The 19,320-nt window shown below is 72.0% G+C and carries 13 protein-coding genes; 4 read left to right on the forward strand and 9 right to left on the reverse strand.

Annotated features, from left to right (window positions below; all coding sequences use genetic code 11):
* Positions 1 to 118: 118 nt before the first annotated feature.
* Both AB0959_RS14900 and AB0959_RS14905 read right to left on the reverse strand, forming a co-directional pair.
* Positions 119 to 709, reverse strand: a complete 591-nt coding sequence (locus AB0959_RS14900; RefSeq protein ID WP_366826805.1) for a helix-turn-helix domain containing protein — start codon at positions 707 to 709, stop codon at positions 119 to 121.
* Entirely contained in the window at positions 691 to 2,196 is a 1,506-nt protein-coding gene (locus tag AB0959_RS14905; protein ID WP_366826806.1) for a transcriptional regulator, read from the reverse strand. The genes AB0959_RS14900 and AB0959_RS14905 overlap by 19 nt, the downstream gene beginning before the upstream one ends.
* 727 nt (positions 2,197 to 2,923) lie before the next feature.
* On the opposite strand from AB0959_RS14905, the gene boxC reads away from it, so the two are divergent.
* From boxC to AB0959_RS14920, 3 genes are read left to right on the forward strand one after another with little or no spacing between them, the layout of a single operon-like run.
* A complete protein-coding gene (gene boxC / locus AB0959_RS14910; RefSeq protein ID WP_366826807.1) occupies positions 2,924 to 4,591 on the forward strand; it encodes a 2,3-epoxybenzoyl-CoA dihydrolase in 1,668 nt (555 codons plus the stop codon).
* A gap of 4 nt (positions 4,592 to 4,595) precedes the next feature.
* Positions 4,596 to 6,017, forward strand: a complete 1,422-nt coding sequence (gene boxB, locus AB0959_RS14915) for a benzoyl-CoA 2,3-epoxidase subunit BoxB (protein ID WP_366826808.1) — start codon at positions 4,596 to 4,598, stop codon at positions 6,015 to 6,017.
* Between the two features lie 10 nt (positions 6,018 to 6,027).
* On the forward strand, positions 6,028 to 7,626 hold the full coding sequence (locus AB0959_RS14920) for a benzoate-CoA ligase family protein (RefSeq protein WP_366826809.1): 1,599 nt from the start codon (positions 6,028 to 6,030) through the stop codon (positions 7,624 to 7,626).
* 17 nt (positions 7,627 to 7,643) lie between these two features.
* On the opposite strand, the gene AB0959_RS14925 is transcribed toward AB0959_RS14920, so the two are convergent.
* Positions 7,644 to 8,543, reverse strand: a complete 900-nt coding sequence (locus AB0959_RS14925; protein WP_366826810.1) for a PaaX family transcriptional regulator C-terminal domain-containing protein — start codon at positions 8,541 to 8,543, stop codon at positions 7,644 to 7,646.
* A 187-nt stretch (positions 8,544 to 8,730) separates the two neighbouring features.
* Between AB0959_RS14925 and AB0959_RS14930 the strand changes: the two genes are divergently transcribed.
* Positions 8,731 to 10,419 carry a CocE/NonD family hydrolase gene (locus AB0959_RS14930; RefSeq protein ID WP_366826811.1) on the forward strand — a complete coding sequence of 563 codons (1,689 nt, stop codon included), beginning with the start codon at positions 8,731 to 8,733 and terminating at the stop codon, positions 10,417 to 10,419.
* On the opposite strand, the gene AB0959_RS14935 is transcribed toward AB0959_RS14930, so the two are convergent.
* The 6 genes from AB0959_RS14935 to AB0959_RS14960 form a co-directional block, all read right to left on the reverse strand.
* Positions 10,393 to 11,814, reverse strand: coding sequence for an MFS transporter (locus AB0959_RS14935; protein ID WP_366826812.1), 1,422 nt, complete (start codon positions 11,812 to 11,814; stop codon positions 10,393 to 10,395). The two genes, AB0959_RS14930 and AB0959_RS14935, sit on opposite strands and share 27 nt — an antisense overlap.
* Positions 11,815 to 11,856: 42 nt before the next feature.
* Positions 11,857 to 13,368 carry a mannitol dehydrogenase family protein gene (locus AB0959_RS14940; RefSeq protein WP_366826813.1) on the reverse strand — a complete coding sequence of 504 codons (1,512 nt, stop codon included), beginning with the start codon at positions 13,366 to 13,368 and terminating at the stop codon, positions 11,857 to 11,859.
* Between the two features lie 10 nt (positions 13,369 to 13,378).
* Positions 13,379 to 14,602: a D-mannonate dehydratase ManD gene (gene manD / locus AB0959_RS14945; RefSeq protein ID WP_366826814.1), complete on the reverse strand. Its 1,224-nt coding sequence runs from the start codon at positions 14,600 to 14,602 to the stop codon at positions 13,379 to 13,381.
* Positions 14,599 to 15,591: a 2-hydroxyacid dehydrogenase gene (locus AB0959_RS14950; RefSeq protein ID WP_366826815.1), complete on the reverse strand. Its 993-nt coding sequence runs from the start codon at positions 15,589 to 15,591 to the stop codon at positions 14,599 to 14,601. Before AB0959_RS14950 ends, manD begins: the two co-directional genes overlap by 4 nt.
* Positions 15,588 to 16,598 (reverse strand): LacI family DNA-binding transcriptional regulator, encoded by a 1,011-nt coding sequence (locus AB0959_RS14955; protein ID WP_366826816.1) that lies wholly within the window; start codon positions 16,596 to 16,598, stop codon positions 15,588 to 15,590. Before AB0959_RS14955 ends, AB0959_RS14950 begins: the two co-directional genes overlap by 4 nt.
* Positions 16,599 to 16,821: 223 nt before the next feature.
* Complete coding sequence (locus tag AB0959_RS14960) at positions 16,822 to 19,266, reverse strand: SpoIIE family protein phosphatase (RefSeq protein WP_366826817.1); 2,445 nt, start codon at positions 19,264 to 19,266, stop codon at positions 16,822 to 16,824.
* Between the last annotated feature and the right edge of the window lie 54 nt (positions 19,267 to 19,320).

The raw sequence follows: 19,320 nt of genomic DNA on the forward strand, positions 1-19,320 counted from the left end.
GCCCGGAGGTGGCTGAGCGCGGACGGAGGAGGGGCTCGTGCTGCAGGGCTGGATCCGGGATGGCACGCCCTCGGTCCCGTGATCTGCCGGGCCCAGCAGGGGACTCGTGCTGGGGCGCTCATGACCGCTTCCTCGGGGCGCGGGCCGGGCCGTGGTTGTGCTGGGGCCGCATGCGGGTGCCCGCTTGGTACAGGAGCCGATACACGGTGGCGATCGAGTAGTTGCACTCCTGGGCGAGGTCCGGGACCGTGGCGCCGGCCTCGTACCGCGTGCGCAGGGACAGCGCGAGCTTCTGCCGCTCGGTGGCCCGCGCTGCCGCGCGCATCCGCAGCGTCTGCTGCGTGGTGCGGACGCTGCCGCCGGCCTCGATCAGCAGACGCCGGGCACCACGTCTTGTCTCGCCCGCCGTTGCGGCGAGTTCGGCCAGGGTGGCCCCGTGCTCCTCGTACAGGGTGCGAAGGCGGGCGGCGAGGCGCTGGCGGGCTTGCGGGTTCTGGCGCATCCTGCGGGTCTGCCAGGAGGTGCGCATGACGGTTCCGGCTTCGTGCAGCCGGTTAAGGACCGTGCCGTACGACAGGCCGCTGGCGGCGACGAGTTCGTCGACTGTGGCACCGGACTCGTACTGCTTGCGCAAGGCCTTAGGGGTCACCGGCTGGCTCTGGACAGGGTTGGTTGGAGGGTGTTGTTGGTTCATGCGGCGGAGTTCCATTCGCTGAGGGCTTCGGCATGGGCAGCGGCCAGCTCGTCGTAGCTGCGCTGGTCGGCTGGGGTGATGAGGATCAGGCGGCCGTCCGTGGCGACCCGCCAGTCGGAAGCCGGACGACCTGTGACCGGGTCGAGGACGCGCCCGTCCGGGGCGTGCCACGTCGGCGGGATCTCGTCGGGACGCGGCGCGGGGACCAGAACTCGGCGGCCGTCGCGGACGATCACCACGGCCTTGGTGCGGTGTTCCGCGAGCCGGTCCAGCGCCTCCCGGTAGGCCGTACGCTCGACCGCGTGCAGGGCCTTCCGCCGGGCCGCGACGCCTGCGGTGCCGTGTTGCTCGGCGACCTTGTCCCAGCCCTGTGCCAGAGCTGCGGCGAGGCCGGTATCGGCGTCGGGGAGGGTGTTACCGAATCCATCCAGGGCCCGTGGCGCGAGGGTCCAGGTCTCCCCGGTGTGCTGGGCGAGGCCGTGGTCGGCGAGGCGTTTCAGGGTCCGGTAGGTGGTGGCGCGGGAGACCGAGGAGGTACCGACGAGCTCGGCGACCGTCTGGTGGGGGCGTTGGTGCAGGGCGCTGATGAGCATGAGGGCAGAGCTGCCGAGGCCGTGGTGGGCGAAGGCGTCGTGGCCCATCAGTCGGGCGAGGACGGTGGAGTCGATGTCGGCCGTCGTGGCCGTCTCAGGGGTGGACCACTCCTCAAGTGCCGGGTCGGGGGGGAACTGAGTGGTCCGGAAACGAGACAACGAAGCAGGAGCGCCGTGACTGGGGGCGCTGCCGTAGTCGAGGTACCAGGTCGAGCCCTCCCGGCCATGGCCGACCCGCAGCCGACGCAGCCAGCCCTGCGGCTTGAGGACGGTCTCGTACACGGCCCGAAGCGCCGTGCGGGAGATCCCGGCTTCCTCCGCGGTCTGCCGCTCACTGGCGTGATGCAGCGGGCCGCCCGCGATCTCGGCGAAGGTCAGATGCGCACGCAGCACCCGCAGCGCGGTCCGTCCCCGCTCCCCGCGCCAGGGCGTGGTCTCGATGCGGTCGCGCAGCGCAGCGAGAACCTCGTACGCCTCGTGCCGGGAGTCCAGCGCCCTGGTGGTGCTGACCACGTCCGTGGCGCTGGCCCAGACCCGCCGGATGTAGTCCAGGGCGCGCGTCTGCCCGGAGCGCAGGGCGATGTTCCTCGCGTGCCTGCCGCCTTCGTGCTCGGGGTGCAGCAGGAGTTGGGTCAGCTGGTCGATGGTGCCACCGGCGCGGGCCACGTGGCAGGCGATGGCCGCGGTGATCCGGTGCCCGTGCTCGGCCGCCCCCTGCCGGTCTGGACGCAGGGCCACGGTCCGGCCGTCGGAGGCGAGCCTGGTGTAACTGCCGGTGGCGTAGCGGCCGGTGAGGTCGCCGAGCAGAATGAGATCGGTCGCGGCCGACGGCAGTCGGGCGGGGCCGAGAATGCCGCGGAATTCGGTGGAGTTTCGTTGAGAGAGGGCGCGATGGGTGCTGTTTGGCATGGTGGGGTCGTCTCGCAAAAACGTGGACGCCACCCAGGCCCGCTAAAACCACGGGTGGTGTCCGGAACCGACCTCCATCGGCGCCAGAAAGGTCTCCAGAATGGCCGTCCTGGAGGCCTTCGTATGCCTGGCCCCGAGTGGAGGCAGGCATCCCCATCGCAGCTCGACCGAGGTCGAACCAGAGCACCGCCAGAGTCGCCCACTGGTGATCCACACCGGCCAACTCTGGTCCCCCAGAGGCCAGTTGCAGAGGCTGTTGCCTCTGACTGCCTCTGAGCGACCCGGGTCGAACCGGGGTCGAATCAGAGCGGTTTCCTCTGACTGCCTCCGATCGCCTCCGCAACCCGTCCTAGCAGGTCACAGCCTCATCGCCCCCACACAAGCGCAGGTCAGAAAGGTGCGCTAGCTGTACCACTGGTTCCTGGCGAAGGCGGTCATGTGAGGCATGGGGTTCCCGTCCCTGTCGGCGGGGCGCCCTCGCCCCGCGTGCCGTGGTTGGACTCAGGCTTCCGGCGGCCGCGGCCGCCGCGCAAGGCGGCTTCTGTCAGACGGAAGTGCTTCCGTGAAAGGGCTGGTCAGGGCCTCGCGCCCGACATCGCCCCGGCTGAACCGACCAGCTGATCCCACGGCCCCGTCGATTGATGTTCTACATAACCTTGACGGCTTCGAGAACTGATGTAGAAGATTCTTCTGTCGAAACCTGCGCTAGCGCGAGGAGGCGCTCGTCATGGTGGTGGTGTCCTTCGACCGGAGTCCGGACGCGTACCGGCACTGGAAGCTCCGTACCGACGGGCCGGTCGCGTGGCTGGAGATGGACGTCGACGAGCAGGGCGGCCTGGTCCCCGGGTACGATCTGAAGCTCAACTCCTACGACCTGGGCGTCGACATCGAGCTGTACGACGCGTTGCAGCGGCTGCGGTTCGAGTACCCCGAGGTGCGGTCGGTGGTGGTGACCAGCGCCAAGGAGAAGGTGTTCTGCGCGGGCGCCAACATCCGCATGCTGGCGGCCTCTTCGCACGAGTGGAAGGTGAACTTCTGCAAGTTCACCAACGAGACACGCAACGGCATGGAGGACGCCTCCGAGCACTCCGGGCTCACCTTCATCGCCGCGGTCAACGGCTCCTGCGCGGGCGGCGGTTACGAGCTCGCGCTGGCCTGCGACCGGATCCTGCTGATCGACGACAACTCCTCGTCGGTGGCGCTGCCCGAGGTCCCGCTGCTGGGCGTGCTGCCCGGCACCGGCGGGCTGACCCGGGTCACCGACAAGCGCCGGGTGCGCAAGGACCTGGCCGACCTGTTCGCCACCCGCAGCGACGGCGTCAGGGGCAAGACCGCGGTGGACTGGCGACTCGTCGACGAGGTCGTACCGCGCCGGGACTTCCGGACGATCGTCGGGCAACGTGCCCTGGAAGCCGCCCGGAACAGCACACGCCCGGCGGACGCCGAGGGGATCCGGCTGACCCCGCTGGAGCGCGAGGTCACCGAGGACGGCATCGCCTACCGCCACGTCCGCGCTGAGTACGACCGCCCGCTCGGCCTGGTCCGTATCACCGTACGAGGACCCGACGGGGACGCCCCCGCCGACGCCGCCGCGCTCCACGCGCAGGGTGCCGACGGCTGGCTGCTGGCCCTCACCCGGGAGCTCGACGACCTGATCCTGCGGCTGCGCGCCAACGAGACCGAGCTGGGCACCTGGGTGCTCACCACGGAGGGCGACCCCTCCCTCGCCCTGGCTCACGAGCGGGTCGTACTGAGCGCCGCCGCCGAAGGTGACTGGCTCGCGTCCGAGATCGTGCACTACTACAAGCGCACCCTGAAGCGCCTCGACGTCACCAGCCGCAGTCTCGTCGCGCTGATCGAACCGGGCGGCTGCTTCGCGGGACTGCTGCTGGAGCTCGCCCTGGCCTGCGACCTGCAGTACATGCTGGACGGCCCGCCGATCGACGACCCGGACAGCGACCAGCGCGCCCAACTCACCCTCTCCGAGGCGAACTTCGGGCCCTTCCCCATGGGCAACGGCCTCACCCGCCTGCAGTCCCGCTTCTACCAGGAGGACGACCACCTCGACTGGCTGCGCCGCGAGACCGGACAGCCCCTGACCCCCGCCCAGGCCCGCGAGCTCGGCCTCGTCACCGACGCGCCCGACGACATCGACTGGGAGGACGAGATCCGCATCGTCCTGGAGGGCAGGGCCGCGCTCAGCCCGGACGCGCTGACCGGAATGGAGGCCAACCACCGGTTCGTCGGCCCGGAGACCCTGGAGACCAAGATCTTCGGCCGGCTCACCGCCTGGCAGAACTGGATATTCACCCGACCCAACGCGTCCGGCCCGGAAGGCGCGTTGCGCCGCTACGGCACCGGCCGGAAGGCGGTCTACGACCGGAAGCGAGTGTGACCCGATGCCCACGAGGATCGACTACGAGTCCAGGATCCCCAACAACGTCGCCCTCGGTGACGACCGCCGTCTGCAGCGGGCGCTGGAGGGCTGGCAGCCCAAGTTCCTCAACTGGTGGTCCGAGATGGGCCCCGAGCTGGAGAACCGGGGCGTCTACCTGCGCACCGCCGTGTCCGTCGGGCGTGACGGCTGGGCCCACTTCGACCACGTCAACGTGCCCGACTACCGCTGGGGCATCTTCCTCGCCGAGCCCACCCCCGACCGCCGGATCGCCTTCGGCGAGCACAAGGGGCAGCCGGTCTGGCAGCAGGTGCCCGGCGAGTACCGCGCCGAGCTGCAACGCCTGATCGTCGTCCAGGGCGACACCGAGCCGGCCTCGGTCGAGCAGCAGCGCCTGCTGGGGCTGACCGCGCCGAGCCTGTACGACCTGCGCAACCTCTTCCAGGTCAACGTGGAGGAGGGTCGGCACCTGTGGGCCATGGTGTACCTGCTGCACGCCTACTTCGGGCGGGAGGGCCGCGAGGAGGCCGAGGCGCTGCTCCACCGCAACTCCGGCAGCCCCGACTCGCCGCGCATCCTGGGCGCGTTCAACGAGGAGACCGCCGACTGGCTGGCCTTCTTCATGTTCACGTACTTCACCGACCGGGACGGCAAGTACCAGCTCGGCTCGCTGAAGGAGAGCGCCTTCGACCCGCTGTCGCGGACCTGCACCTTCATGCTGAAGGAGGAGGCGCACCACATGATGGTCGGCACGACGGGTGTCGACCGGGTCGTGACCCGCAGCGCCGAGCTGATCCGCGAGCACGACACCCTGGACATCGCCGCCTGCGGGGGCATCCCGCTCGACATCATCCAGAAGTACATCAACTTCCACTACACGGTCTCCCTGGACCTGTTCGGCAGCGAGACCTCCACCAACGCGGGCAACTACTACACCGCCGGACTCAAGGGCCGCTGGCAGGAGGAGCGCCGCAAGGACGACCACCGGCTCACCGACGACAGTGCCTTCCTGGACAAGCCGGGCGAGGACGGCTCCTGGGGACAGGACGAGGTCCCCACGCTGCTCGCCCTCAACCTGGATCTGCGCGACGAGTACATCTCCGACTGCGAGAACGGCCTCAAGCGCTGGAACCGGATCCTGGAGAACCACGGCGTCGACTTCCGGCTGAAGCTGCCGCACCCCGGCTTCAACCGCGGCGTCGGCCTCGCCGCCGGCCACCACATCACCCCCGACGGCACGATCGTCGACGAGCGGACCTGGGAGGCCTCCCGTCACCACTGGCTGCCCACCGCCGAGGACCTGGCGTTCGTCCGGTCGCTGATGCGGCCTGTGTACGAGCGCGGGAAGATCGCGCACTGGGTCGCCCCGCCGGTCAACGGCATCAACGGCAAACCGTTCGACTACGAGTACGTCCGACTGGTGTGAGGTGAGCCGGATGCCTGAGGTGTTCAACGCGGCGGACTGGCTGGTCGACCGGCATGTGAGAGCAAGCGGTGGCGGACGCGCGGCCGTCGTCACCCCGACCCGGACCCTGACCTACGAGGAACTGTCCGGCGAGGTCCGCCGGGTGGCGGCCGGACTGCGGGCCCTCGGCGTACGGCCGGAGGAGCGGGTCCTGCTGTGCATGGTCGACGACATCGAGCTCTTCACCGGCATCCTCGCCGCCTTCCACCTCGGCGCGGTGGCCGTCCCCGTCTCGACCATGCTCACGGGCGGTGAACTGGGCAAGCTGGTGGCCGACTCCCGCTGCCGGGTGGTGCTGGGCTCCGCCGAGTTCGCCCCGGTCGTCCGCGCGGCGCTGGCGCGGGCACCGGAGGTCGAGCACGCCGTCCTCACCGGCGACGACTCCACCGGACTGCCGGACCACGTCCGCGGCCACACCTGGCAGCGGCTGCTGCACGCCGGCAGCGGTACGGCCGACGGTCCCTACCCGACCTGGCCGGACTCGCCCGCCCTGTGGCTGTACACCTCGGGCACCACGGGCACGCCCAAGGCGGCCATGCACCGCCACCTCGACATCAAGGTCGTCGCCGAGAACTACGGCCGGCGGGTGCTGGGCATCGGCCCCGAGGACCGCTGCCTGTCGGTGGCCAAGCTCTTCTTCGCGTACGGCATCGGCAACTCGATGTTCTTCCCGCTGGCGTGCGGCGCCACGGCTCTGCTGGAACCCGCCAGACCGTCCCCCGCGCTGTTCGCCAAGCGGGCGGCAGGCGACCGGGCCACCGTCCTGTTCGGCGTACCCGGCTTCTTCGGGCAACTGCTCGCGAGCGCCGACATCCCCGACGACGCGTTCGCGACCGTGCGCGTGGGCGTCTCGGCCGGGGAGGCGCTGCCCGCGCGGATGTACGACGGGATGCTGCGACGGTTCGGTGTGGAGGTGCTCGACGGCATCGGCTCCACCGAGATGCTGCACATCTTCGTCTCCAACCGCCCGGGCCGCGTCCACCCGGGCTCCTCCGGCGAACCCGTCCCCGGGTACGGGGTGGAGCTGCGCGATGCCGAGGGCCGCGTGGTGGAGGGCGACGGCACCCCCGGAGAGCTCTATGTTCGCGGCGACTCGTCCGCCACCGGCTACTGGTGCCGCGCCGAGACGACCCGCCAGGTCTTCCTCGGCGAGTGGGTGCGCACCGGCGACACCTACCTCCGCAACGCCGACGGCACCTACACCTGCATGGGCCGCACCAACGACCTGCTCAAGGCGGGCGGTATCTGGGTCGCCCCGGCGGAGGTCGAGGAGCGTCTCCTCGCCCACCCGGACGTGGCGGAGGTCGCCGTGGTCGGCGCACCGGACGCGGACGGCCTGGACAAGCCCGTCGCGTGCGTGGTGCCGAGGCCCGGTCGCGAGGTCGATCCGGACGCGCTCGTGGCGTGGTGCCGGGAGGGCCTGGCCGCCTTCAAGCGCCCGCGCGGCGTGATCGGGCTGCCCGAGCTGCCCCGTACGCCCACCGGCAAGATCCGCCGCAACGTGCTGCGCGCCATGGTCCGCGACGGCTCCTGGGCACAGACGCCCTCGTCGTCCGCGAGTTCGGACTGAGTCGCGCCCCGGTCCTCCTACTCGACTCCTTCCACCAGGTGCGCCCAGCGCCGCAGTGCCACCTGGGACCACTCCGCGTGCCTGCCGTGGAAGAGGCCGGCGGCCTTGGCGCCACTCCAGTTCGCGGGCAGCAGCTTCGCCGGAAGGCGCGGGTCGAGGAACGGGAAGCGGCGCCACTCGTGCACCAGCATGGTCTGCGCGTGCAGGGCGGCGTCGGCGTCGGCGGGGCGCAGCCCGGTGAACTCGTCGATGAACGCCTCGTAGCGCTCCTCCACCTCGCTGAGGTCCCAGGCACGGGCCACCATGGCCGTCTCACTGCCCACCGCGCCGTACGCGGCGGTGAAGGACATCGCGCCGTCGGCGAGCCCGAGTTCCTTGAGGACGCCGAGTGCCTCCGCCTCGCGGTCGACGTGAGGTGTGATCCACACTCCGGGCTCCGGGGAGCCGAAGCCGGCCCAGGTGAGCCGGGTGCGCACCTTGTGGCGCAGATCCCGTGTGGCCTCCGGCACCGAGACCAGGACCACCAGCCAGGTGCCGTCCCATTCGCGATCGCCGCTGCCGAAGTCGTAGATGCGCTGCGCGCCCTCCGTCAGCAGCCGCCGCCCCGGCGGGGTGAGCACCCAGCGCACCCGGCGGCCCACTCGCTCGGAGACCAGCCAGCCCTCCGCCGCGGTCCGGGCGAGCGCCTGGCGGGCCGACTTCTCCTCGACCCCGAACACCGCCAGCGCGTCCACCAGCGCCGACGTCCACACCGGGACGCCCTCGGGCAGGACGTACTCACCGAGCATGGTCATCAGCAGTGACCGGGCACTGACGTCACCGACCTCACGGCGCCGGCTGACCACCGGACGGGCGCCCCCAGCGGCCCGGTCGGCGAGGCCCTTCGGGCCGGGCCCACGCGACGCACCTTCCACCATGGGCCTTCACTTCCCTCACCGACGTAGACGTATCAGGGTATCCGGGGGGGCTCGGGCCGGGAAGCGCGGAGCCCACTGGCATTACACAATATCTTGTCGTACCGGGTGAAGTTAGTAGAGAATTGCCGCGCCGTCGGCTCGACGCCCACCGAGTCCCGTCCGACCCTCGCGCACCCGGAGCGAACCCATGACCGACCTCGATGACCGGGCCTCTGCCGCGGCTGCGGACGGCGGCCGCACCCCCGCGGCCCAGCGGGCCGGAGCGGGCAGCCGCCTCGTTCAGCGGCTTCTGCGTCTGCGGCCCCCGCTCACCAGGGACGTCGTCGTCCAGCGCGGCCTGCGGGTTCCGATGCCCGACGGAACGGTCCTGCTGGCCGACCGGTGGACGCCCCGCAAGGGCGGTGACACCCTGCCCACCGCCCTCATCCGCACACCGTACGGTCGCCGGGGCCCCATGGTGGCGCTGTCGGCCCGGCCCCTGGCCGAACGCGGCTTCCAGGTCGTGGTCCAGAGCACCCGCGGCACCTTCCGATCCGGCGGGGACTTCGACCCCCTCCGGCACGAACGCGAGGACGGACTGGCCACGCTGGAATGGCTGGTGCGGCAGCCCTGGTGCGGAGAGACGGTCGTCCTCACCGGGGGCAGCTACCTCGGCTACGTCCAGTGGGCGGTCGCCGACCGGCTGCCCCCGCAGGTCAAAGCCATGATCCCGGTGGTCACCGAGTCGGCGCTCACGCTGGACTTCCTCCGCGAGGACGCGTTCGAACTGGAGACCCCGTTCGGCTGGGGCGTCATGGTGGCGGGCCAGGAACGCCGCGCGGCGAAGCTGCGTCAGCAACTCGAGGCGAAGAGGACACACCGTGCCCAGTTCACCCTGCCGCTGAACCAGGCCGACGTCGCCGCCATCGGCCGCCGCTCTCAGTACATCCAGGACATCCTCGCCCACGGCAGGGACGACGCGCACTGGACCGAGGTCGACCACCGGGCCCGGGTGGCGGAGGTGAACGTGCCGGTCAGCTCGGTGGGCGGCTGGTACGACCTCTTCCTGCCCGGCCAGCTGCGTGACTACCGGGCGCTGCGCGCGGCGGGGCACCCGGCGCGCCTGACGGTCGGTCCCTGGACCCACACCGCCATGGGCGTCTTCGCGGAGGCCGCGACCCAGACCCTGGAGTTCGGCCTCGCGCACGCACGGGGCGAACAGCCCCCGGAGCGCCCACCCGTGCGCCTGTTCGTGACGGGGGAGGAGACATGGCGGGACTTCGAGTCCTGGCCGCCCGCCGGTTACGCCCCTCAGCGCTTCCACCTCCATCCCGCTGCCGCCCTGTCGCCCGGGGAACCGTCCGAGTCGGCGCCCGACGGCTACCGCTACGACCCGGTGGACCCGACGCCCGCCGTCGGCGGAGTCCGCTTCTCTCCCGGCCTCGGCGGCCGTGTGGACAATGCCTCTCTGGAGGCCCGTGCGGACGTGCTCACCTACTCCACCGCCGTACTGGAGGAGGACGTCGAGGTCGTCGGAGAGGTCGAGGCCGAGATCTGGTTCCGCTCCAGCCTGCCCCACGCCGACGTCTTCGTCCGGCTCTGCGACGTGGACGGGAAGGGGCGCTCGACCAACCTCTGCGACGGCCTGATCAGCCTCACCGGCGCGGACCGGATCACCCGCGCCGACGTACGGCTGTGGCCGACGGCCCACGTCTTCCGACGCGGGCACCGCGTCAGGGTCCAGGTCTCCAGCGGCGCCTTCCCCCGCTACGCCCGCAACCCCGGCACCGGCGAACCCAGGGCCACCGCCACCACCCTCCGCGCCGCGGACCAGCAGGTCTTCCACGACCCCGCACACCCGTCGGCGGTGCTACTCCCGGTGCGGCAGCCCAACTGAGCCGCTCGTCCCGTTCACGGCCGGAGCGGGGGCCGGGGCCGTGGCGTCGGCGAGTGATGTCAGGTCGCGGTCGCGGGTCTCCGGCGCCATCAGGGCCGCGGCCAGGCTGACGATCATCATCAGGGTCATGTAGCCCGCGACAGGGATCCACGAGCCGGAGAACGACGTGAGCAGAAAGGCGCAGATGAGCGGCGCCACACCGCCGCCGAGCACGGAGGAGAACTCCCGGCCCAGGGTGACGCCGGCGTAGCGGTAGCGGCTGCCGAACATCTCGGGGAAGTAGCTCATCTGGACCCCGACCGCGCCCTGGCCCGCCAGCACGAAGCCGATGACCATGGTCACGGTGATGGCCACCGGCGACCCCGTGTTCAGGGCGATGAAGGAGGGGCCGGGAAGCAGCACCAGGGCCGTGAGGATCGCGGTGTAGACCGGCTTGCGGCCGACGCGGTCCGACAGAATGCCGAACCCGATGGCGCCGACACCTCCGCAGGCGGCCCCGATCATCAGGACCTTGGGCACGAAGGAGGCGTCGACGCCGACCGTGGAGACCAGGTACGAGGCCATGAAGACCTGGTAGGTGTACGACTGCGCGCTGACGCCGACGTTCATGAACAGCGCCAGCAGCATGGGCTTGCGGCCGTGCCGGAACACCTCGGTCACCGGGGACTTGGGCTTCTCCTGCCGGCGCTTGAGGTCCTGGAAGACGGGGCTCTCGCTGAGCTTGCGCCGGATGACCGCGGCGGCGACCGTGACCAGCAGGCTGCTGGCGAAGACCAGCCGCCAGCCCCAGCTCATCAGCTGGTCCTCGGACAGGGTCTGGGCGAGGATCCAGGCGACGGCTCCCAGCACGGTGCCCAGCGCGGCGCCGGTCATCACCAGCGAGGCGAGCCGCCCGCGCCGTCCGGTCACGGCCGTCTCCGTGAGGAGGGTGGCTCCGCCGGACTGCTCGGCGCCGGCTCCGAAACCCTGGAAGAAGCGGCACAGGACGAGCAACGCCGGTGCGAAGACGCCGACTTGGGAGTACGTCGGGAGCAGTCCGATGGCGAACGTCGACCCGCCCATCAGGAACAGGGTGGTGATCAGGATCCACTTGCGGCCGAGCCGGTCGCCGAAGCGCGAGAAGAACAGCCCGCCGAGCGGGCGGGCCGCGAAGCCCACGGCGTAGGCGGCGAAGCTGGCCAGCAGCGCTACCGCCGGTGAGGAGTTGGGGAAGAACAGGTCGCCGAAGACCAGGGCCGACGCGGTGCCGTAGATGACGAAGTCGTACTGTTCGAGAGCCGTGCCGACGAGGCCCGCCCAGGCCGCGCGGCGGATCGCGCGGGGGTCGGCGGGATCGGGCCCGGCGGGAGCGGGTGGGGTGGTGTCACTCGTCAGGGATCCGGTGGGAGTGTCCATCAGCCATGCCTCCTTGAAGGGGATGGGTCGGCTGGGGGAGTCTCAGGCTGCGGGCAACCGCTCCGCGTCCGCGGCCTCGGCCGCGTCGGCGGCTGCCGACGCCGTGCCGTGCCGGGTGAGGACGCCGATGAGTTCGGCGACGCGCTCGGTGAAGGCGGGGTGTCCGGCGAGCCGGTCTCCCAGCAGGCCGCTGTCGATGACGGCGGCCACGAAGTCCCGTACCGACGTGGTGCGTCGGGCGGTCTCGCGCAGTTCGCTCCGCGCCGGGTCCGCCATGGCCGCGGCGTGCGGCCCCGCGTCGAAGCCGGTCGGCGGTGCCATGCAGCACAGGTACGCGGCGACGGTGAGGGCCAGATGGTGGGGCACACGCCCGGCGCGCAGGTGTCCGAGGGCGGGCTCCGGTACGCGCTGGCGGAGCTTGACGGAACCGTCCGAGCCGACCTGTTGGGTGCGGTGGCCCAGCGCGGAGTTGCCCCAGCGGTCGAACAGCTGGGCCACGTACGCGTCGAGGTCGATGCCGTCGGGCACGGTCAGACTGGGCAGGTACTCGTCGTGCAGCACGCGGCGTGCCGCGTCGGCGACGAAGGGCCGGGCGATCGCGTCGGGGATGATGGCCCGGCCGTCCAGCGCGCCGAGGTAGGCGATGAGCGAGTGGGTGCCGTTCAGCAGACGCAGTTTGAGCAGTTCGTACGGCTCGACGTCGTCGGTGAACAGCGCCCCGCCGTCCTCCCAGGCGGGCCGGCCGGCGGTGAAGCGGTCCTCCAGCACCCACATGGTGAACGGTTCGGCGGGGACGGGTATCTCGTCGCGCACGCCGAGGTGGTCGGCGACGGCCGTGCGGTAGGCGTCCGTGGTGGCCGGGACGATCCGGTCGACCATGGTGTTGGGGAAGGCCACGGCGTCGTCCAGCCAGCCGGCCAGCTCGTCGCCCTCGGTGGCCGGCAGGGCCCCCGCGAACTCGCGTACCAGGCGGGCGGTCTGGGTTCCGTTGCCGGCGAGGTTGTCGCAGCTGAGAACGGTGACGGGCGTGGCGTTCCGGCGCAGGCGCCGCTGCAGACCGCGGGCGATCTGCCCGATCACGGTCCTCGGCGGTCCGTCGCCCCGCAGGTCGGCCCTTACGTCCTCGTGGTCGAGGTCGAGGTGTCCCGTGCGCGGCGAGAAGGTGTAGCCGTGCTCGGTGACGGTGAGCGAGACGATCCGGGTGCCCGGTGCGGCGATGGCGTCGACGACGGCCTCGGGGCGGTGGGCGGCGACGAGTGCGCCGGTGTGCACGGCGGGCACGAGGACCCGTGAGCCCTCGGGCGCGATCTCCACCACGCAGTACCGGAAGTCCTGCGCGCGCAACGCGTCGGCCACGGTCGCCGTGCGGCTCGCCACGCCGAGTATCCCCCAGGGACCGTCGGCGTGGTCCAGCGCGGCCGCGGTGTAGACGGCCTGGTGCGCGCGGTGGAAGTTGCCGAGGCCCAGATGCACGATGCCGGTCTCGGGGACCGCGCGCCGGTGCAGCAGCGAACGCGCGGGAACGGTCGCGGCGTTGAGGCGGGGAAGCGTCACGGTCGCCCTCTCACCAGTCCGTCATCGAGCCGTCGCGGCGCCGGGCCACGGGCAGGTAGGCGGCTTCGTAGGGGAACCGCGCGGCCAGGGCCTCGTCGACCTCGACGCCGAGGCCGGGGGAGTCACCGGGGTGCAGATGCCCGTCGGCGTAGGTCCAGTCGTGCCGGAACACCTCGTGGACCAGCGGTTCGTAGCCCATGTACTCCTGAATGGCGAAGTTCGGTGTGGCGAGGCCGACGTGGGTCGAGGCCGCCAGGGCCACGGGGGAGACGTCGGAGGGCCCGTGCGGGCCGAGCTTGACCTGCCAGACGTCGGCGAGCGCGGCGATCCGCCGCAGATTGCTGACGCCACCGGCGTGTGTGACACAGGTGCGTACGTAGTCGATCAGCTGCTCGGTGATGAGGGACTGGCACTCCCAGACGGTGTTGAACACCTCCCCGATCGCGAGCGGTGTCGTGGTGTGCCGGCGGACGTGGCGCAGTACCTCCTGGTTCTCGGCCGGTGTGACGTCCTCCAGCCAGAAGAGGTCGACGTCCTCCACGGCGCGGCCGAGACGGGCGGCCTCGTTGGGGGTGAGCCGGTGGTGGGAGTCGTGCAGGAGGTGCGCGTCCGGGCCCACGTGGTCGCGGACGGCCGCGAGGACGCCGGGCGCGTGGCGCAGATAGGCGGCCGTGTCCCAGACCTCCTCGGCGGGAGCGGCGCCGCGACCGGCCGGCTCGTAGCCCGCGCCCTCCCGGGTCACGCCGTAGACCGTGTCCAGACCCGGTACGCCCATCTGTGCCCGGACCGCGAGGAAGCCGCGTTCGCGCTGGGCGTCGACGGAGTCGAGGAGTTGGGCGAGGTCCCAGCCCGTGGCGTGCGTGTACGTCAGGACGCGGTCGCGGACGGCGCCGCCGAGGAGCTGGTAGAGGGGCTGGCCGGTGGTCTTGCCCTTGATGTCCCACAGGGCGAGGTCGACGGCGCCGACGGCGGTCATCGTCACCGGGCCGCGCCGCCAGTACGCACCGCGGTACAGGTACTGCCAGGTGTCCTCGACACGGGCCGGATCACGCCCGACGAGCAGAGGGGCGACGTGGTCGCGGAGGTAGGAGGCGACGGCCAGCTCGCGGCCGTTGAGGGTGGCGTCGCCCCAGCCGACCAGCCCCTCGGCGGTGGTGATCTTGAGGGTGACGAAGTTGCGTCCGGGGCTGGTGACGAGGACGTCGGCGGCGACGATGGTGTCGGTCCTGTTCACCGGGCCACCGCCACGACGTTGCTCAGTCCCTGTCCCGCCGCCAGCCGGCGGATGTTGGCGGTGATGTCCTCCGTGCGGCGGGCGAAGGTCTGCCGGGCGAGCCCCGACGAGTGCGGTGTCATCAGGGTGTTGGGCAACTCGTGGAAGGGGTGACGGCTGGGCGGCCCCGTACGCCCGTCGGCCGGGTAGTCGTACCAGACGTCGAGGGCGGCGCCCCCGATGACGCCGTCACGCAGGGCGGCGTACAGCGCGTCCTCGTCGACGACCCGGCCCCGTCCGACGTTGACCAGGACCGCCGACTCCCGCAGCCGCGCCAGCTCCGTGGCTCCGATCAGTGAGGCGGTCTCCTCGGTGAGCGGTACGGAGACGACGACCACGTCCGCGGCCTCCAGCAGGGCACCCAGGTCGTCCATGGCTCCGGACCAGGCCAGCCCCTCGGCCACGGCGTCGACACCGCCGCGCCGGGTGACGGCCACACCGCGCGCCCCGAAGGACCGGAAGCGCTGCCAGGCGCGGGCGCCGATGTGCCCGAAGCCGACGAACCCGACGGTGGCCTCGCCGAGGAGGCCGGGGTACGCCGGGGCCTCCCAGACTCCCTGGCGCAGCGCCGCGTCCTGACGCAGGAAGCCCCGCCTGAGCAGGATGGTGGCGGCGACGGTGTACTCGGCGATCGCGTCCTCGTGGTGGAACGTGTTGGCCACGAGGGTGCCCGGAGCGAGCGCGCCGACGTCGATGCCGTCGGTGCCCGCGCCCGGGGCGTGCACGAGCCGCAGCCGCTTGCCCGCGGCGGCGGTCGCGGCCGGGCAGGCCCCCGACACGAGGACGTCGGCGTCGCCGAGCGCCTGCGACATGGCGCCGGCGTCGGCCGGGTCGGGCCAGCGGACGGTGGTCGCGGTCGGCAGGGCGGCCTCGAACTGCTCGCGCAGCCGCCTGAGATGGGGATCGGTGACGACGACGGTCAGGCCGCCCGCGTCGGACAGGTGTGTCATGAGTGCTCCCGCGTGACGGAGGGGGCGCGGTCGGCCACCTGGCCGGTGGACCCGCGCACGACGAGCTGGGTGGGCAGCCGGAGCGTGCGTGGCTGGTGGCGTTCGTCCGCGGCGGACTGCGCGAGCAGTTCCAGGCTGAGCGACCCGGCGCGCGCCATGGGCACCGCGATGCTGGTCAGTGACGGGTGGGCGGTGGCCGCGAGCGGCATGTCGTCGATGCCCACGACGCTGAGGTCGTCCGGGACGCTCACGCCCAGCTGGCGCGCTCCGGCGATCACGCCGAGCGCGACGAGGTCGTTGTGGGCGATGACGGCACTCGCGCCGGACGCGATCACGCCCGCGGCGGCGGCGGTGCCCCCGGCCACCGTCTCGGACTGCCAGCCGAGCACCTCCAGCCTGAGACCGGCCCGTTCGGCCTGAGCCCGGGCGACGTCGACGCGGTGGCTGTTGGACCAGGAGTGCTGTGAGCCCTGGACGTACGCGATATGGCGGTGGCCCAGCGCGGCGAGGTACTCGGCGGCCTGCCGCAGACCGTCGCTCGCGTCGGCGAGGACGCAGTCGGCCGTGGTCGTCTCACGGTTGACGAGGACGACGGGGGTGTCACCGCACAGCGCCAGTACGTCCTCGGCGTCCAGCCGGGGCGAACACACGACGAGACCGGCCGACCTGGCGCTGAGCTGCGCGATCATCTCCCGCTCGCGATCGGGGTCGAAGTCGGTGTCGGCGAGCACGATCGTCTGCCGGCGGTGCCAGCCCTGGGCCTGGGCGGCCTTGACGAAGGTGCCGAAGACGGGGTTGGCGATGTCGGGGACGACCACGGCGATGGTCGCGGCGTCCGGTGCCTCGGCCGGGCGTGGCGGAGGCGGTTCGTACCCCAGCTCCTGAGCGGCCTCCAAGACCTTGCGCAAGGTTTCCGGGCCCAGACGCTGCGGGTCGCTGAACGCCCGGGAGGCCGTGGAGAGCGCGACGTTCGCGCGCTTCGCGACATCGGTCAAGGTGGGGGCCACGCTGCCACTCCGATTCCTCGATGGTGCCCGGTGGGCTTCACCGCTGTTCGCCGGCGCTCGCCGTTGCTCACCGGCGAAGCCCGAACGGCGTGAACTCATGGTCGGCAAGCTTGCACAACATTGTCAATGGCTGCGCAAGGCTGAGGTGAGACCCGCGGCGCGGCGGAGCTCATCACTGTCTCGTCCAGCCCCACCTCCCCACCTCCGGCCGTCGCGTGGCGTGTCAGGGGCGCGCGGAGGTCTCGTCGGGCAGGGGCTGTTCGGCCCAGATCGTCTTGCCGGTGGGTGTCTGGCGGCTGCCCCAGCGCTCGGAGACCTGGGCGACGAGCAGCAGCCCGCGCCCGCCCTCGTCGAAGACACGGGCCCGGCGCAGATGCGGGGCGGTACCGCTGCCGTCGGACACCTCGCAGATGAGCGTCGAGTCGCGGATCAGCCGCAGCTCGATGGGGGCGTCGCCGTACCGGACGGCGTTGGTGACCAGCTCGCTGACGATCAGCTCGGTGGGGAACGCCGCCTCCGCCAGCCCCCAGGCGGCCAGCTGTTCGCCCGCCATCCTGCGGGCCCCGGCCACGGCCGCCGGGTCCCTCGGCAGCTGCCAGGTCCGTACCCTCGCGGCGTCGAGCGCGGAGGTGCGGGCGAGCATCAGGACGATGTCGTCGGCGGGACGGCCCGCCGGCACCGTGCGCAGCACCTGGTCGCAGGTGTCCTCCAGCCGCTCGGCCGGATTGCTCAACGCCTCGCTCAGCCGGGTGAGCCCGGCCTCGACGTCGCGGTCGGCGGTCCCGATCAGGCCGTCGGTGTAGAGGGCGAGCAGGCTGCCCTCCTCCAGCTCGACCTCGGCGGCCTCGAACGGCAGGCCCCCGAGACCGAGTGGTGGGCCGGCCGGCAGATCCAGGAACCGCACACGGCCGTCGGGGGTGACGAGGGCGGGCGGCGGATGTCCGGCGCGGGCGATGGCGCAGCGGCGGGAGACCGGGTCGTACACGGCGTACAGGCAGGTGGCCCCGACCTGCCCGGACGCCTCTTCCCGCCCGCGCACCTCCGGCCCCTCCTCCCGGTCGAGCCTGATGACGAGGTCGTCCAGCTGGGTCAGCAACTCGTCGGGGGCGAGGTCGACGTCGGCGAGGGTCCGTACGGCGGTCCGCAGGCGGCCCATCGTGGCCGACGCGTGGATGCCGTGCCCCACCACGTCGCCGACGACCAGGGCGACCCGGGCGCCGGACAGGGGGATCGCGTCGAACCAGTCCCCGCCGACGTCCGCACCGGAACCGGCCGGCAGATAGCGGTAGGCGACCTCCATCGCCGCGAGGCCCGGCGGCCGCTCGGGAAGGAGGCTGCGCTGGAGCGCCAGCGCCGTCCGGCGCTCACGGGTGTAACGGCGGGCGTTGTCCACACTGACCGCCGCCCTGGCGACGATCTCCTCCGCGAGCAGCAGGTCGTCCTCGTCGAACGGCTCCGCCGTCCGGTGCCGCAGGAAGTGGACCAGGCCCAGGGTCACCCCACGGGCCCGCAGCGGCACCATCATCACCGAGTGGATCATGTGCCGGGCCACGGTCTCGGCGCGGGCCGGGGAGGACGTGATCCACTCCCGCAGCTCCGGGTCGCCCGGCTTGTGCCGTGCGCCGCGGCCGGTGAGCAGCGTCCGTACGGGCAGCGTGCCCACGGGGTAGACGGTCGGGTCGCCCGAGGCGACCACCGACTCGGGACAGCCCTCCAGCACCGACCGCTGCGCCGTGCGGCGCGCGGTGACCGGCTCACTGATCCGCACCGGTTCCGGCTCGTCGCCCAGGACGACGGACTCCAGCAGGTCCACGGCGACGAAGTCCGCGAACCCGGTCACGGCAGCCTCCGCCAGCTCGTCCGCCGTCCGGATCACGTCCAGGGTGCTGCCGATGCGGAGTCCGGCGTCGTTGAGCACCGCGAGGCGGCGGCGGGCCCAGTACTGCTCCGTCGTGTCGAACACGGCCGCGGACAGTCCGTGGACCGTGCCGGCCTCGCCCTTGAGCGGCGATATGAACATCGACCACGCATGCGGCCGGGTCTCGCCCGGTGCCTGGCCGTGCTGCTCGTGGAACACCGTCTCACCGGTGCGCAGGACCTGCCGCTGGAGGCGGTCGTACTCGTCGAACGGCCAGCTGGGCTCGATCTCCCACAGGGTCAGGCCCCGCATCTCCTCCTCGGGCCTGCCCATGATCCGGATCATGCTCTCGTTGGCGGCCACGAACCGGTTCTCGCGGTCGTAGACCGCCACCGGCACGGGGAGCTGCGCCAGCGTGAGGTCCCACAGGGCCCCCGCCCCCGGATCGGTCCGCCCGGCCGTGCTCGCCGGTACGGCACGGGTGACGAGCCAGAGCCCCTCCGGTCCCGCGTCCAGCAACGGCGTCCCCTGCAGGTGCACCACGACACGGGCGCCGTCGCGGTGCCGCAGCGCGACCTCGCTGGCCCAGCGCTGTCCACGGGCCAGGTGGCGCCGGGCGGACCGGGGCAGCTCGGCGGCCAGCAGGTCGTCGGCGGCCCGGCCCACGACGTCCGCCGCCTCGTACCCGAGCAGCTGCCGGGCCCCGGCGCTCCACATCCTGATCGTCCCACCGGCGCCCACGACGACCGCGAAGTCCTCCGGTACGCGTCCCTCCACGGTGCCTCCGGATGTGACGTCTCCGCTGTTCATGGGCTCTCGCTTCCCGGGTACCCCCTGCGGCAGGATGTTTCGCCCACGACCGCC

Origin of the sequence: Streptomyces sp. NPDC046862 (assembly GCF_040704615.1) — a bacterium.
Taxonomy (GTDB): domain Bacteria; phylum Actinomycetota; class Actinomycetes; order Streptomycetales; family Streptomycetaceae; genus Streptomyces.